This window comes from Tenacibaculum sp. 1_MG-2023 (assembly GCF_030547425.1).
Classification (GTDB): domain Bacteria; phylum Bacteroidota; class Bacteroidia; order Flavobacteriales; family Flavobacteriaceae; genus Polaribacter.
Genome location: NZ_JAUORH010000001.1, coordinates 360,017 through 374,420, shown reverse-complemented (window position 1 = coordinate 374,420; position 14,404 = coordinate 360,017). Strand labels below are relative to the sequence as shown.

Here is a 14,404-nt window from a genome sequence, read left to right as displayed (position 1 = left end):
CCTCCTTAGCTCAGTTGGTTAGAGCATCTGACTGTTAATCAGAGGGTCCTTGGTTCGAGTCCAAGAGGGGGAGCAAAGGCAACGTAGAAGCCGATAATTTCTACAACATACATATATTGTTCTAAAAGAACATTCCTCCTTAGCTCAGTTGGTTAGAGCATCTGACTGTTAATCAGAGGGTCCTTGGTTCGAGTCCAAGAGGGGGAGCAAAAAAAAGACTTACACCACGTAAGTCTTTTTTTTATTTTTACATCATGCAATTTCCTAAAAAACTACAACAAAAAATTACGCAAAGAATAACCCAAAACTCTTTGAGGAGACTCGGTAAAGAAAATTTACTTATTGATTTTTCTTCTAACGATTATTTAGGTTTTGCTAAATCTGAAATTATTTTTAATAAAACACATCAATACTTAATTAATAATAACTTCAAAATTAATGGAGCAACAGGTTCTCGATTGCTTTCTGGAAACCATAAACTATACACAACAGCTGAAAAGCAACTAGCTAAACTCCATAATACAGAAGCTGCTCTTATTTTTAATTCAGGCTATGATGCCAATGTTGGCTTTTTTTCTTCTGTACCTCAACGTGGTGATATTATTTTATACGATGAACTTATTCACGCTTCTATAAGAGATGGAATTCAATTATCTAATGCAAAATCTTTTAAGTTTAAACATAACAACATAAAAGATTTAGAAAAAAAAATTATTCGTTTTGCCCAAGACAATAATTCAGAAGTTTACATAGTTACAGAATCTGTTTTTTCTATGGATGGAGATTCTCCTGACTTAACAGCAATGTCACAAATAATCCAAGAACATACGAATGTACATTTTGTTATAGATGAAGCACATGCTGTGGGGGTATTTGATTTTGGGTTAGTTCAAAAATTACATTTAGAAGATGTAGTTTTTGCCCGAATTATTACTTTCGGAAAAGGGTTAGGATGCCATGGAGCAGCCATTTTGGGAAGCAAACAACTACAACAGTATCTTATTAATTTTTCACGCAGTTTTATTTACACTACTGGATTGTCTCCTCATTCGTTGGCCACCATAAAAATTGCTTATGATGAATTAGTTATTAGTAATTCCAAAGAACAACTTCAACAAAACATTCAACACTTTATTAAGGAATCAAACAGGCTACAATTAAGTTTTATTGAGAGTAACTCAGCCATTCATTGTTGTATTATTTCTGGAAATGAACGCGTAAAAAGCATCGCTTTACAATTACAACAAAAAGGATTTGACGTAAAGCCAATTTTATCGCCTACAGTTCCTCCAAATCAAGAACGTTTACGTTTTTGCTTACATTCTTATAATTCTAAAGAAGAAGTCATCAATGTTTTAGAGAACCTTGCTACTTTTGTTAAAAAAAAACACAATGCAAGATAATCACACCATTTTAGCAGTATTCGAATACTCTACCGAAGCACAAGTTGTAAAGACTAAGTTAGATTCAGAAAACATCAAGACCCTGTTAATGGACGAAAAAACAATTGATTCTGACCCGTTGATTAGTCAAGCTATTGGTGGAGTAAAATTACTGGTACACAATAATGATTTAGAAAAGGCTGCTACTATTTATAATGAAATAAGAGAGTACACAAAAGATGAAAACGGAAATAACACTCATTGTCCTAAATGTAATTCAACAAAAATATTAGTTGCCGATTTACAGCGTAAAAATATCTTTTTTATGCTCTTTCCTTTTTTTGAAAGTAAAAATTTAATCTGCAACGATTGTAAAACAATTTTCAAATGAAAAAAAAATATTTTATCACAGGAATCTCTACGGAAGTAGGAAAAACCGTTGCTGCTGCTATTGTCACAGAAGCTTTGGAAGCCGATTATTGGAAACCTATTCAATCGGGTGACTTAGAATATTCCGACACTCATAAAGTTGAAAAATTAATTTCTAACTCAACAACTGTTTTTCATCCAAACTCGTATGCATTACAAACACCAATGAGTCCGCATGCATCCGCAGAAATTGATGGAATTACCATTGAGATTGACAACATAAAAGAGCCTATTACTAAAAACCATTTAGTTATCGAAGGAGCTGGCGGATTACTCGTTCCTTTAAATGATAAAAACACCTTGTTAGATGTTATCAATCCCAACTATAAAGTCATTGTAGTTTCTCGTCATTACTTAGGAAGTATTAATCACTCCTTATTAACAGTTAACTTACTAAAAGAAAAAGGGTTTGAAGTTTCCTTAATTTTTTCAGGAAACGAACATAAAACAACAGAAGATATTATTAAAAAAATGACTGGAGCACCTGTAATTGGTCGTATTGAAGAAGAACCTTATTTTGATAAAAATGTGATTAAAGAATACGCAGAACTACTTAAAGACAAATTATAAATGAAACCTGTTAGTGTAAAACATCTTTGGTCTTTTCCTTTACTTTTTGGTTTTTTAGGAGCCATCATAGGATTAGTCTTGCGGTATGCTTTTACTGGTAGTATTTCTGGATTTCCTTTTAAGTTTGTATTACATTCCCATTCTCACATTATGTTATTAGGGTTTGTTTTCAACGCTTTAATTGTATTACTCTTTACACGTTTTACCAACGGAATTGATAAAATTTCTTACCGACTCTATCTTGCATTACAAATTTGTGTAGCTATCTTATTAGTTGGGTTTATCATTCAAGGGTATGCTTTGGTAACCATTATTTTTTCTACCCTACACTTATGGATTAGCTATTGGTTACTACTACGATTATGGAAACGTTTGCAGGGTAAAGAATCAGATGTAACATTAATTAAAACAGGAATTGTTTTTCATTTCATTTCATCAATTGGTCCTTATGCTTTAGGTCCGCTAATGGCTATGAAAATGCAAACTTCTCCTTGGTATCAACAAGCTATTTTTTTCTATTTACATTTTCAATATTTCGGTTCCTTTTTTCTTTGGATGCTTGCCGTATTCTTTCAAAAAACAGCAATTAAACTATCAAAAAATCAAATTCTACTTATAGTTTTTTCTTTGATATTACTATATGCACACTCATTGAAATACAGCTTCAGTTATCTGGCTATTCAAATTCTAGGAGGTATTGGTGCAGGAATATTAATCATAATACTTTTCAGACTTAAAAACTTATTCTTACATCAAAAATTACAATACCAATTATTTTTTGGAATTCTACTATTAATTGGAGTTTTGAACTGTTTTGGTAGCATCCCTTACTTTTCAAACTTAGTTGTAACCAATAGGTTTATGCTAATTGCTTGGTTACATCTACTCTTTTTAGGAATGTATCTCCCTTTTATTTGGATAGAATTAAATAAAAACATTCATAAAAGCATCTGGATTTCTTACACTTTTTTCTTACTTATATCTGAACTGTTTTTAGTATCTCCCGCTTTTTTTTCTGAATTGTTTTTAACCCCTATTATGTGGTTATTGTTTATTGCCTATTTCGGAGTGGTTTTATGTATTTCTATTGTACATTTGACAGCTCTTTTTCAAAAGAACGAAACCTATGAACTTACAAGAACGCGATAAAAAACATTTGTGGCATCCACTAAAACAACATCAAACACACCCTAATAGTTTGGGTATTGTAAAAGCAAAAGGATGTATACTAACCGATGAACACGGAAATGAATATATCGATGCTATTTCCTCTTGGTACACCTGCATGTTTGGTCACTGTAACGATTTCATCACCAATCGTGTTTACCAACAAATGCAAACCTTAGATCAGATTATGTTTAGCGATTTTACCCATGAACCTGCGGTAAAATTATCTGAAGAGTTGATTAAAATTCTACCCAAAAATCAAAATAGAATCTTTTTTAATGATAACGGATCTACTGCTGTAGAAGCAGGTATTAAAATGGCTTTACAATACTATTTTAATAAGGGTGAAAAGCGCAACACTTTCATTGCTTTTGAAGATGGATTTCATGGCGATACGTTTGGAGCCATGTCTGTTTCTGGTTTATCTGTGTATAATGGTCCTTTTGAAGATTTTTTAATGGATATTCAACGAATTCCTGTTCCAAATGGAGAAAACAATGAGGCTATTGCACAAAAATTACAACAGATTATTTCAGAACACAATGTTGCCGGGTTCATTTACGAACCTTTAGTACAAGGAGCTGCTGGAATGAAAATTCACAAAGCCGAAAATTTGAATAGTATCTTAGCTATTTGTAAAGAAAATGACGTGTTAACTATTGCTGATGAAGTAATGACTGGTTTCGGAAAAACTGGTAATCATTTTGCTTCTGATGAAGTCGCTACCAAACCAGACATTATATGCTTAAGCAAAGCATTGACCGCTGGATTGGTTCCTATGTCAATTACTTCATGTACCGAAGAAATTTATAGGGCTTTTTTAGATAACGATATTGCCAAAGGTTTTTTTCATTGCCATACCTATTCTGCAAATCCTATAGCTTGTAGTGCTGCATTGGCTAGTATTGAGTTATTACAAACCAAAGAGATTCAGGACAACATCCAATTTATTGAAAACTCTAATATATCTTTTTCCGAAAAGATAGAAAATCACCCAAAAGTAAACACAACAAGATGTAAAGGTGTCATTTTGGCGATTGATTTAAACACCAATGCTGGTCGTTACGGAACGCTTCGAGACCAACTTTTAAAGTCTTTTATGGATGAAGGCGTTTTCTTACGCCCGTTAGGAAATACTATTTACATTCAACCACCTTATGTAATTACGAAAGAGCAACTTGAAAAAACATATACAACTATTGAAAAAGTTCTAGATAGTCTCTAGAACTTTTTCCTTTTCTAATAAATTAATCTCTTCTTGAGTTTCTTTAATATGAACGTATAAATCTTCGTAAACCCATTCTCCATCTATCTTAATTCCTCTAACAATAAGAGTTCCTTCTCCTTTATCTCCTCTTATCGGAATAGAAAAATCTACATTTCCATCATCATTGGTAAGAGAAATATTTCCTGATGGAATTCCGTATTTTTCAATAGGTTGACCTAAGTTTTCAATAACCAACTTATTTTTAGATGCCTGCTCAATAGCATATTCAACAGGAGTTGAACTTGTCATTATTTTTGACACACCAAAAAATGCTGCACCTACACCTAAAACAATCAATAAAATAAACCCTAAACAACCTGTTAATGGAATAAACCACAACCAATTTCTACTAAACCAACTTTTTTGATGTTGCTCACTCATAACTTCAATAATTTTATCACAAGATAAATATTTTTATTTTCTTTAGAATACTTGATTTTACCTTTATTTTTGCTGAAATTTTATCGTATTGAAAGAACTCATCTCAATAACATCTTTTGCATCTGTTTCAGCCTTGGGAAGTACTCCAGAAAAAATATGGGAGAACTACCTGGATAACCAACATTTTTTAACCTTAAAAGAGTTTAAAGAGTCTAAAACATGGGTAGCACAATTAACTGATGAAGATAAACGTACTATTGAAGGTGTTAGAAACTCTGACAATAAGTATAAGAATTTAGATCCTTCCGTTTTATATACGCTCTTTGTTGCCAGAAAAACAATGGAACAAACAGACTGGAAGCCTGAAGATAACTTCGGAATTAACATTGGTTCTTCTCGCGGAGCAACTTCTCTATTTGAAAAATACCATAAGGAGTTTTTAGCAACAGGTAAGTCATCTACCTTAAGCTCTCCAACAACTACTTTAGGAAATATTTCTTCATGGATAGCGCATGACTTACAGAGTAACGGACCTGAAATTTCACATTCTATAACTTGTTCAACCGGATTACATTCTTTATTGAATGGAGTTGCTTGGTTGCAATCGGGAATGTCAGAAAAATTTATGATTGGTGCTAGTGAAGCTTCATTAACCGATTTTACCATTGCTCAAATGCAAGCATTAAAAGTATATTCTAAAGAAAATGATAAATATCCATGTAAGGCTTTTGACCTCAACAAAACCAAAAACACCATGGTATTAGGAGAAGGTGCTTCGGTATTTTGTTTAGAGAGAGGAGCTAAGGAAAATGCCATCGCTTTTATTGAAGGGGTTGGATATGCTACTGAAGTTTTGAAACACAATACTTCTGTAACAACAGATGCAGAATGTTTTCAAAAATCAATGAAAATGGCTTTAGGAACAATTTCTCCAGATGAAATTGACGCTATTATAATGCATGCCCCTGGAACCATTAAAGGAGATCAATCAGAAATTAATGCGATTCAAAAAGTATTTTGTAAAAAAACTCCGTTTTTAACTACTAATAAATGGAAACTCGGTCATACTTTTGGTGCTTCTGGTTTGTTAAGTTTAGAATTAGCCGTACTAATGCTACAACACCAACAAGTTATTGAAGTTCCCTTTGCTGAACCTCAACACACTCCAAAAAAACTCAATAAAATACTAGTAAACGCTGTTGGTTTTGGAGGAAATGCGGTTTCTGTTTTAATCACAACGAAGAACACTTAAAAACAATCGATAAGAGAGATTCTCTTGCCAAAGAAAAATAAGAGTCATAAAATTCCGCTTTCGAAGCGGAATTTTTTATTTTTACCACCACAAACAACTCGAATTTATGACTGAAATTAGACACGATTGGACGAAAGAGGAAATTCTAGAAGTATACAATAAGCCTTTAATGGAGCTTTTGTACGAGGCTTCAACTATGCATAGAAAATATCACGACCCAAATGCTGTACAGGTAAGTACGTTAATCTCTATCAAAACTGGTGGATGTTCTGAAGATTGTGGTTACTGTCCGCAAGCTGCACGTTACCACACCAATGTTGAAGGAAATGATTTGATGACTGTAAACCAAGTAAAAGCGCAAGCGTTACGTGCCAAAGAAGGTGGTTCATCAAGAGTTTGTATGGGTGCGGCTTGGAGAAACGTAAAAGACGGACCAGAATTTGATCAGGTCTTAGAAATGGTGCGTACTATTAACAAGCTCGATATGGAAGTGTGCTGTACCTTGGGTATGGTTACCGAAAACCAAGCAAAACGTTTAGCGGAAGCTGGTTTGTATGCTTATAACCACAATATTGATACTTCGGAAGATTATTATGACGATGTAATTTCTACTCGTGCCTTTAAAGATAGAGTAGACACGATTGAAAATGTACGTAAAACAAATGTAACTGTTTGTTCTGGGGGAATTATTGGTATGGGAGAATCGTTAGAAGATAGAGCGGGAATGCTTGAAACCTTAACTCGTTTTTCTCCACATCCTGAATCTGTACCTATTAATGCTTTAGTAGCCGTAGAAGGTACTCCATTAGAGGAGCAACCTCCAGTAAATATTTTTGAAATGGTTCGCATGGTAGCTACGGCTCGTATAGTATTACCAGACTCACAAGTACGTTTATCTGCAGGAAGAACTCAAATGAGTAGAGAAGGTCAAGCTATGTGTTTCTTTGCAGGAGCTAATTCAATTTTTGCAGGAGATAAATTATTAACTACTCCAAATCCTGATATTAATGAGGACATGAAAATGTTTGAAGACTTAGGTTTAAACACCCAAAAACCTTTCTTTAAACATGAACAAAGAGAATCTGTAGATGCAGAAAATTCTCAGTACCAACCGTTGGGTGAAAAACCAAAATGGACAAGGCCTGATCATAAAATTGAACGTAACGAACAAAAAAAACAAGAGGCTTTAGCCTTAAAAAAACAGTAATAAAAAAAGCGATGTTTAAACATCGCTTTTTTATTAGAAGTCAAATCCTATATAAAACTGCCAAACTCTATTCTTGGGTTTATCTTCATCATAAATATCGTTCAACCCTAAATGATATCTTACTCCCAAAGTTACTCCGCTATTAGTTTTAAAACCTCCACCAAAATTTAATCCCCAATCAAAATTTCTGGGTTCAAATTCTTTTGAGGTGTCATACAAGATAAAACCACTATCAAAAGTTTCTTTATGCGATATTGAAAACCCTATTTGAGGTCCTGCATCTAAAAAGAAGTTTTTTGAAGGATATAGCTTTAACATTAAAGGAAGATTAATATAATCTAACTCCTGTTTATAGGTACTTCCTCCATCTATAATTTTATACCCTTGTTGCGAATACAATAACTCCAATTGAAGTGAAACATTACTACCTATAAATGATTCTCCATAAAAACCTATATGAAACCCATGTAGTTGTGCTGTTTCAGAATCTCCACCAAAGCTCACTGCTGATAAATTATATCCTCCTTTAATACCTGCTTTAGATTTCTTATCATCATTTTGTGCAACTATAGATGCACTAATCATTGCTATAAACAATAGTATTAACTGATTTTTTTTCATTTTTATCGATTTAATTTTATTACTCTACCTTCCTCCTTTAGCTTGTAAGTCTGCTATACATTGGCTATCTAGTGTTGGAATTTTATTTGATGAGAATACGTTTGCAATACCATGACTAGTTTCTGCTGCCCAATACATTAAACAACTTTCTTCGTTACAATGTTTTGGATAATCTGCATCTTCATGGTCTGTTTGTAAAGGGGGTTCCTAAATTTGTAAGTCCTAAAATATGTCCGAATTCATGATGGATTACACTAGACTCTAATAAGCTTCTTTCTGGCTCAAATGTTCCATTACTTAGTTCTCTAATAGTTTCTTCAAAAATTACAAACGATGTATTATAGTATGCAGTGCCTAAAACAAAAGAAGAATCGGAATCTTTTGAAGATTTACCATTTATAAACAATGCCCAAACCGCTATGGTATTTTGTGTGTTATAATAAGTTCTATGCTCTTTTTCAATCGTTACAATATCATTGATTGTATATACTTCTTTTCCTATAGTAGGTATTGATTTCGTATATAATTCTACACCGTTTGGTTTGAAAGTTCTTTCTTCAATAAAGTTTTTAAAGTTATTCTTTGCCTCTTCAGTTGGTTCAAATCCTTCAACATAAGCTAACTCTACAATCATTTTTTTATAAACATTGCCTGATAATAACTCATTTGCTGATGCTCCCGTAGGTTTTCTATTCTCTTTTGCAACCTCAACACCATCATTAATTATTGGTTCACTTTCTTTGGAACATCCCCAAATCAAAACACTGAATAGTAAAACTGTAAAAAACTTTTTTCTCATTATTCTTTCTTTATCTTACTTACGTAATTTGAATATCATTGGTTTTTTAAAACTTTAGGCTACTACTAGCGTAGCCATAAAGTTCCAAAATCAACTAGCTTAAAAGATTTTTTCTTTATATCTTTTTAAATGTTAATGTTATTGAAGTATCTGTTGTACTTTGTAATGTAAGTAAAGTGCTTGTATAAGTAGTTACAACCCATTCATTACCTAAAGCGCTTACAACAGTTCCAGCTTCAAACTCAACTTCTAAAAGGACTCTTGTATCTGATTCTACATCATATTCTCCTTCGATATTTTCTAAAGTTGTGTTTACTATATTTCTTGCTATTAATTTCCCTTCATTTGTAAATTCTATAGTATATGCAGCATATTCGTCAGCTTTTTCCACTCCTGCCTGAATAAAGCTTTCTACCTTAAATTTAGCTTTACTGATAATGGTTTCTAATTCGTCAGCTGCTTCTTCTGCTGCTTCCTCTTCTTCTTCATAAGAAGTACACTCTTCAAGAGCATCTTCAAATTCAGAATCACTATTAACTTCCACAGAACTACCGTTATTTAAAGTTATAGTTATTGGATACTTAACAGAGAATAATTCGCTTGAATCTAAGCTATCTACAAAATTGTACAATTGTTTTTCCGATTCGATTACAACAGTACCTGTTTGTTCTAAATTAACATCATAAGTTAGCATTGATATAGGGTATTCTATTTTTGCGCAAGAGATAGCATCCTCCATTTCATCTGATGCGTCATCACATTTTCTATTTAATTCTTCCAATTCTATTTGCGAAGTAATAGTTACTTCTGTATAGTTATTTAATTTTATTGTTATTGGAAAATTAAAAACTATGGTATCTTCATCATCATTAAACTCATCCATTATCTCAAGAACTAAACTATAGTCTAATTCATTTATAATAGTCACTTCTTTACCGTTTACAGTTGCTGTTATTGGAAACAATAACTCAGCACATGAATTTCCATCCAAAAAATCATCTTCAGAACCATCGTTCATACCTGTTCTTTTATATTTCTTTGCAGTTTCAGAAGTAGGTGTATTTGCATTGGGATTTGTTCCTACCTGTTCGTTTTCTTCAGATTGACATGAAGTAAAAATTGTTAAAGTAACTAGTGCTAATATGCTTATTAATTTTATTGTTTTCATCTTAATAAATTTTAATTTTTTAAATATTTTTTTTTGAGCTCTTTCTGCCCTTTAGAAAACTATAAATCGTTTTACCCTACCTTTGTTTTCGATTTTTTTTCTATTTTAACTCTATAAAAGCATTCATATGACTAAAAAATCACTGTGTAATGAGGAAGACTTTAACGAGTTTTATAAAACTAATATTCAATTCGTTACCAACTTCTCATCTTATAAATCTAATGATAAAGATACTGCCCTAGATTTAATACAAGAAGCTTTTTTAAAAATGTGGGAAAAATGTTCAGAAATATCATATGAAAAGGCAAAATCGTACTTATTTACCAGTGTAAACAACCTTTTTTTAAACAAATTAAAGCATGAAAAAGTTATTTTAAACTATGCTAAAAGCGCTCCCTATTTGGATATAAATAATCAAAGTCCGGAATATTTATTAGAAGAAGAAGAGTTTAAAACCAAATTAAAAAACGCTATTGAAAACTTAACAGAAGCTGAACGAGAAGTTTTTCTAATGAATAGAATAGACGGTAAAAAATATCGAGAAATTGCTGAGCTACTAAATATCTCGCAAAAAGCCGTTGAAAAAAGGATGTCTTCAGCATTAAAAAAATTGAGATCAAAAATAGAATTATTGTAAGGGTAGGGAAATTTACTTCTTTATTGTCTAAAAGTTAGTTAAGCACAAAATGAAAGATGAACAATACATATTAAAATGGTTAAACGGAGAAATCTCTGATGAAGAACTGTCTCTATTAAAACAAGATAAAAACTTTAAAAATCTTGAAAAAATAGCGCATTACTCTTCTCACATAGAAACTCCTAAAGTGGATATTGAAAAGGCTTTTAAAGAGTTTGAATTGAAAAAAACTACTACTAAAAAAAGTAAGGTTGTTCCATTAAGCTACAAGAACTTTTATAAATATGCTGCCGCAGTTATTGTTTTACTAGTTTCTTCTTATTTCTTACTTTTCAATAATTCAGTAAACTTTAGTACGCAATATGCAGAAACAAAAACCTTTAACTTACCAGACGAATCTGAAGTGATTTTAAATGCAAATTCTACTGTGTCTTTCAACAAAAAGGATTGGAAAAACAGTAGAGACATGCAACTTAAAGGAGAAGCTTTTTTTAAAGTCAAAAAAGGAAAATCTTTTACCGTAAATACTTCTGTTGGAAAAATCACTGTTTTAGGAACCCAATTTAACGTTAAAGAAAGAAATAATTATTTTGAAGTAAAAACCTACGAAGGTTTAGTTAGTGTAAACTACAACAACTCACTAATTAAATTAGCTAAGGGGAAAATATTTAAGGTTATAAATGGTAAAATTGACACTTTAAATACTTTTAATATTAATAATAAATCTTGGTTACAAGATGAGTCTAATTTTAAAAGTACTCCTTTACAATTTGTGCTAGACGATTTACAAAACCAATATGGTTATGTTATAAAAACTAAGGGTGTTAATTTAGAACAACTTTATACAGGTGGTTTTACCCATAAAGACATAAATGTAGCTTTGCAAGCAGTTACAATTCCTTTACAATTATCATATAAAATAGAAGAAAAAAGAATTACTATTTACAAGAATGGTCAATAAAAAAACTACTTTTTTATTTCTCTTCCTATTTTCCTTTGCTATCAAGGCACAAGACATTATTACCAAAAATTTACTGAAAGATGTCTTAGTTGAAATTGAAAAAAAACATGAGGTAACCTTTACTTATTCTGATAGGAATTTAGAAAATGTATACATTACAAGACCTGATAATACTTTATCTTTATCTGAAACTCTAAGTTACTTAGAGTCTGTTACCATTTTTAATTTTAAACTTTTAGATAATCGGTTTATTACTATATCATACTTGGAAAAGAAAATTCCTGTTTGTGGAACGATAGTAGACAGCAACACACTTGAACCATTGGTTTTAGCAACTATTTTAGTTAATAACACTAATAGTGGAACTACATCTAATACTAACGGTGAATTCAATATCAACTCAGTTCCTGCAAATGCAAACATTACTATTTCTTACATTGGATACAAACCTATTATACTACCTGCCAAAAATTTATTCCCTCAAAACTTGTGTAAAGAAATACACCTAGAGAATTTATCAGAAGAGTTATCAGAAGTAATCATTTCTAATTTTTTAACTTCTGGTCTTCAAAAAAACATTGATGGAAGTACTCTTTTAAAAACTAAAAAATTCGGAATTCTTCCAGGGTTAATAGAACCAGACATTTTAAAAATGATTAAAGTACTTCCTGGTGTAGAAAGTGTGAATGAAAGTGTATCGAACATTAATGTGCGAGGTGGAACAAACGATCAAAACTTAATGCTTTGGGATGGAATTAAGATGTACCATACGAGTCATTTTTTTGGTTTAATCTCTGCATATAACCCATATTTAACAGAAAAAGCTACAGTGACCAAAAATGGCACTAGTACAAAGTTTAGCGATGGTGTTTCCAGTACCGTCAATATGCAAACCAATAACAAAATTACTGACACATTCTTTGGAGGTGCTGGTTTTAATTTGCTAAGTGTAGACGCTTTTTTACAAGCTCCTATAACTAAAAAAATCGGAATTCATGCTTCAGCAAGGAGGTCTTATACAGATTTTTTTAACACCCCAACCTACGATAAATATTTTAGTAGAAGTTTTCAAGAAAACTCTATAGCTTCTAACAAAGAAAATAAAGCTTCAACCGATTTCTATTTTTATGATTATTCTTTTAAAATATTATATGATATAAATCAAAATCATGTATTGAGAGCGAACTTAATAAACATCAAAAATAACTTAGAGTATACAGAAGAGTATACAAACAATGAGGCAACTATAGAAGAAAATAGCAATTTAAAACAGGAAAATATTGGAGCAAATATTAGCTGGAATGCCGATTGGTCACCCAATTTTTCTACAGAATTCTCTACTTTTATTTCAGATTACAAAATAAATTCATCAGACTTTAATAGAGAAACTGATCAATTTCAAACTCAGTTTAATAATGTTTTAGAATCTGAAATTAGATTTATTACTAATCATTATTTTTCAGATGTTTTTCAACTTACTAATGGTGCTATTTTTAATGAAATAGGTATTGCTAATAAGACAACTGTTAATGCTCCTGACTTTTCTAAATCTGTAAAAGAAGTTTTACTTAAAACTGCTCTTTTTTCTGAGGTAGTTTATCATAAAAATAACACTTATGCTAGAGTAGGTTTTCGTGTTAATTATTTTCACGATTTTAATAAACTTATCATAGAACCAAGGATTAACTTAAGACAACAACTTTATAATAGTCTATTTTTAAAATTAGAAGGAGAGTTTAAAAATCAAACAACTGCACAGAAAATAGATTTTCAAGATAACTTTTTAGGTATAGAAAAAAGAAGATGGGTTTTGGCTGACAATGATAAAACGCCTGTTATTAAAAGTAAACAAATATCTTTTGGAGCAGAGTATTCAAAAAATAACTTACAAATAGATCTTACTGGTTTTTATAAATTTGTTGATGGTATAACTGTTGCCAATCAAGGTTTTTATAACAATGTTCAAACACTAAATTCTATAGGAGACTATAAGGTAAAAGGTGTTGAATTTTTAATTAATAAAAGAACTAAAAAATTTAGTAGTTGGTTAAGCTACACCTTTGCGGAAAATAATTATACATTTAAAACTTTTACTCCTGATACTTTTCCTAGTAGTTTAGATATTACACATTCTTTTAGTAGTGCTATAAACTATAATATTACCAACAACATCAAATTCTCTCTTGGAGCTATTTTACGATCAGGTACGCCGTATACTAAACTCGTAAAAGATAATGAAACAATACAAGACAGTAACAAAACTATAGTAAATTATGATACTCCTAACAAAGAAAGGCATCCAAATTTCTTCAGAATCAATGCTTCTGGGAGTTATAACTTTAATCTTTCAGAAGATCTAAAATCTACTATAAGAATTGGCTTTACCAATGTTACCAATAGAAAAAACACAATAAACACGTACTATGTTCTTGATGAAAGCAACAGTAACAAAGCAAAGGAAATAAATACGTACTCACTCCCCTTTATTCCAAACCTTAGCTTTAGAATTAGTTTTTAAATACTATTATTTTTTAACATTGTTAACTCAAAAAAACGTCGTAAC

General features: G+C 31.4%; 14 protein-coding genes and 2 tRNA genes. 12 read left to right on the top strand and 4 right to left on the bottom strand.

Annotated elements, in window-relative coordinates:
• Positions 1-2: 2 nt before the first annotated feature.
• The 7 genes from Q4517_RS01685 to bioA all read left to right on the top strand — a co-directional run bounded on the left by Q4517_RS01685 (position 3) and on the right by bioA (position 4,773).
• Positions 3-73, top strand: a tRNA-Asn gene (locus Q4517_RS01685).
• Positions 74-133: 60 nt separating this feature from the next.
• Positions 134-207: transfer RNA gene (locus Q4517_RS01680), tRNA-Asn, on the top strand.
• A gap of 47 nt (positions 208-254) precedes the next feature.
• Entirely contained in the window at positions 255-1,403 is a 1,149-nt protein-coding gene (locus Q4517_RS01675) for a pyridoxal phosphate-dependent aminotransferase family protein (protein WP_303505501.1), read from the top strand.
• Entirely contained in the window at positions 1,393-1,773 is a 381-nt protein-coding gene (locus tag Q4517_RS01670) for a putative signal transducing protein (RefSeq protein ID WP_303505499.1), read from the top strand. The genes Q4517_RS01675 and Q4517_RS01670 overlap by 11 nt, the downstream gene beginning before the upstream one ends.
• Positions 1,770-2,381 (top strand): dethiobiotin synthase, encoded by a 612-nt coding sequence (bioD, locus tag Q4517_RS01665; protein ID WP_303505496.1) that lies wholly within the window; start codon positions 1,770-1,772, stop codon positions 2,379-2,381. Before Q4517_RS01670 ends, bioD begins: the two co-directional genes overlap by 4 nt.
• Positions 2,382-3,530 carry a hypothetical protein gene (locus Q4517_RS01660; RefSeq protein WP_303505494.1) on the top strand — a complete coding sequence of 383 codons (1,149 nt, stop codon included), beginning with the start codon at positions 2,382-2,384 and terminating at the stop codon, positions 3,528-3,530. It begins immediately after the preceding gene.
• On the top strand, positions 3,508-4,773 hold the full coding sequence (bioA, locus tag Q4517_RS01655) for an adenosylmethionine--8-amino-7-oxononanoate transaminase (RefSeq protein ID WP_303505491.1): 1,266 nt from the start codon (positions 3,508-3,510) through the stop codon (positions 4,771-4,773). The genes Q4517_RS01660 and bioA overlap by 23 nt, the downstream gene beginning before the upstream one ends.
• On the opposite strand, the gene Q4517_RS01650 is transcribed toward bioA, so the two are convergent.
• Positions 4,759-5,196: a cytochrome c oxidase assembly factor Coa1 family protein gene (locus Q4517_RS01650; protein WP_303505489.1), complete on the bottom strand. Its 438-nt coding sequence runs from the start codon at positions 5,194-5,196 to the stop codon at positions 4,759-4,761. The genes bioA and Q4517_RS01650 overlap by 15 nt on opposite strands.
• A gap of 88 nt (positions 5,197-5,284) precedes the next feature.
• Between Q4517_RS01650 and Q4517_RS01645 the strand changes: the two genes are divergently transcribed.
• Both Q4517_RS01645 and bioB read left to right on the top strand, forming a co-directional pair.
• A complete protein-coding gene (locus Q4517_RS01645; protein WP_303505487.1) occupies positions 5,285-6,448 on the top strand; it encodes a beta-ketoacyl synthase N-terminal-like domain-containing protein in 1,164 nt (387 codons plus the stop codon).
• A gap of 106 nt (positions 6,449-6,554) precedes the next feature.
• Positions 6,555-7,655, top strand: coding sequence for a biotin synthase BioB (gene bioB / locus Q4517_RS01640; protein WP_303505485.1), 1,101 nt, complete (start codon positions 6,555-6,557; stop codon positions 7,653-7,655).
• 33 nt (positions 7,656-7,688) lie between these two features.
• Here bioB and Q4517_RS01635 read toward each other — a convergent pair whose 3' ends face one another.
• From Q4517_RS01635 to Q4517_RS01625, 3 genes are all read right to left on the bottom strand, one after another.
• Positions 7,689-8,276 carry a porin family protein gene (locus Q4517_RS01635; protein WP_303505483.1) on the bottom strand — a complete coding sequence of 196 codons (588 nt, stop codon included), beginning with the start codon at positions 8,274-8,276 and terminating at the stop codon, positions 7,689-7,691.
• Positions 8,277-8,457: 181 nt separating this feature from the next.
• A complete protein-coding gene (locus Q4517_RS01630; protein WP_303505481.1) occupies positions 8,458-9,075 on the bottom strand; it encodes a membrane metalloprotease in 618 nt (205 codons plus the stop codon).
• A 115-nt stretch (positions 9,076-9,190) separates the two neighbouring features.
• Positions 9,191-10,243 carry a hypothetical protein gene (locus Q4517_RS01625; protein ID WP_303505479.1) on the bottom strand — a complete coding sequence of 351 codons (1,053 nt, stop codon included), beginning with the start codon at positions 10,241-10,243 and terminating at the stop codon, positions 9,191-9,193.
• 127 nt (positions 10,244-10,370) lie between these two features.
• Here Q4517_RS01625 and Q4517_RS01620 point away from each other — a divergent pair, with 127 nt between their 5' ends.
• From Q4517_RS01620 to Q4517_RS01610, 3 genes are read left to right on the top strand one after another with little or no spacing between them, the layout of a single operon-like run.
• The gene (locus Q4517_RS01620) at positions 10,371-10,880 is read left to right on the top strand and encodes an RNA polymerase sigma factor (protein WP_303505477.1); all 510 of its coding nucleotides are present in this window, start codon (positions 10,371-10,373) and stop codon (positions 10,878-10,880) included.
• Positions 10,881-10,929: 49 nt separating this feature from the next.
• The gene (locus Q4517_RS01615) at positions 10,930-11,841 is read left to right on the top strand and encodes a FecR family protein (RefSeq protein ID WP_303505475.1); all 912 of its coding nucleotides are present in this window, start codon (positions 10,930-10,932) and stop codon (positions 11,839-11,841) included.
• Positions 11,831-14,359 carry a carboxypeptidase-like regulatory domain-containing protein gene (locus Q4517_RS01610; RefSeq protein ID WP_303505473.1) on the top strand — a complete coding sequence of 843 codons (2,529 nt, stop codon included), beginning with the start codon at positions 11,831-11,833 and terminating at the stop codon, positions 14,357-14,359. Before Q4517_RS01615 ends, Q4517_RS01610 begins: the two co-directional genes overlap by 11 nt.
• Positions 14,360-14,404: the final 45 nt, after the last annotated feature.

Bases quoted from the DNA above. Each gene is read 5' to 3' on its own strand.
- Q4517_RS01675 (WP_303505501.1), top strand. From the start codon at position 255: ATGCAATTTCCTAAAAAACTACAACAAAAAATTACGCAAAGAATAACC.
- Q4517_RS01670 (WP_303505499.1), top strand. From the start codon at position 1,393: ATGCAAGATAATCACACCATTTTAGCAGTATTCGAATACTCTACCGAA.
- bioD (WP_303505496.1), top strand. From the start codon at position 1,770: ATGAAAAAAAAATATTTTATCACAGGAATCTCTACGGAAGTAGGAAAA.
- Q4517_RS01660 (WP_303505494.1), top strand. From the start codon at position 2,382: ATGAAACCTGTTAGTGTAAAACATCTTTGGTCTTTTCCTTTACTTTTT.
- bioA (WP_303505491.1), top strand. From the start codon at position 3,508: ATGAACTTACAAGAACGCGATAAAAAACATTTGTGGCATCCACTAAAA.
- Q4517_RS01650 (WP_303505489.1), bottom strand. From the start codon at position 5,196: ATGAGTGAGCAACATCAAAAAAGTTGGTTTAGTAGAAATTGGTTGTGG.
- bioB (WP_303505485.1), top strand. From the start codon at position 6,555: ATGACTGAAATTAGACACGATTGGACGAAAGAGGAAATTCTAGAAGTA.
- Q4517_RS01635 (WP_303505483.1), bottom strand. From the start codon at position 8,276: ATGAAAAAAAATCAGTTAATACTATTGTTTATAGCAATGATTAGTGCA.
- Q4517_RS01630 (WP_303505481.1), bottom strand. From the start codon at position 9,075: ATGAGAAAAAAGTTTTTTACAGTTTTACTATTCAGTGTTTTGATTTGG.
- Q4517_RS01625 (WP_303505479.1), bottom strand. From the start codon at position 10,243: ATGAAAACAATAAAATTAATAAGCATATTAGCACTAGTTACTTTAACA.
- Q4517_RS01620 (WP_303505477.1), top strand. From the start codon at position 10,371: ATGACTAAAAAATCACTGTGTAATGAGGAAGACTTTAACGAGTTTTAT.
- Q4517_RS01615 (WP_303505475.1), top strand. From the start codon at position 10,930: ATGAAAGATGAACAATACATATTAAAATGGTTAAACGGAGAAATCTCT.
- Q4517_RS01610 (WP_303505473.1), top strand. From the start codon at position 11,831: ATGGTCAATAAAAAAACTACTTTTTTATTTCTCTTCCTATTTTCCTTT.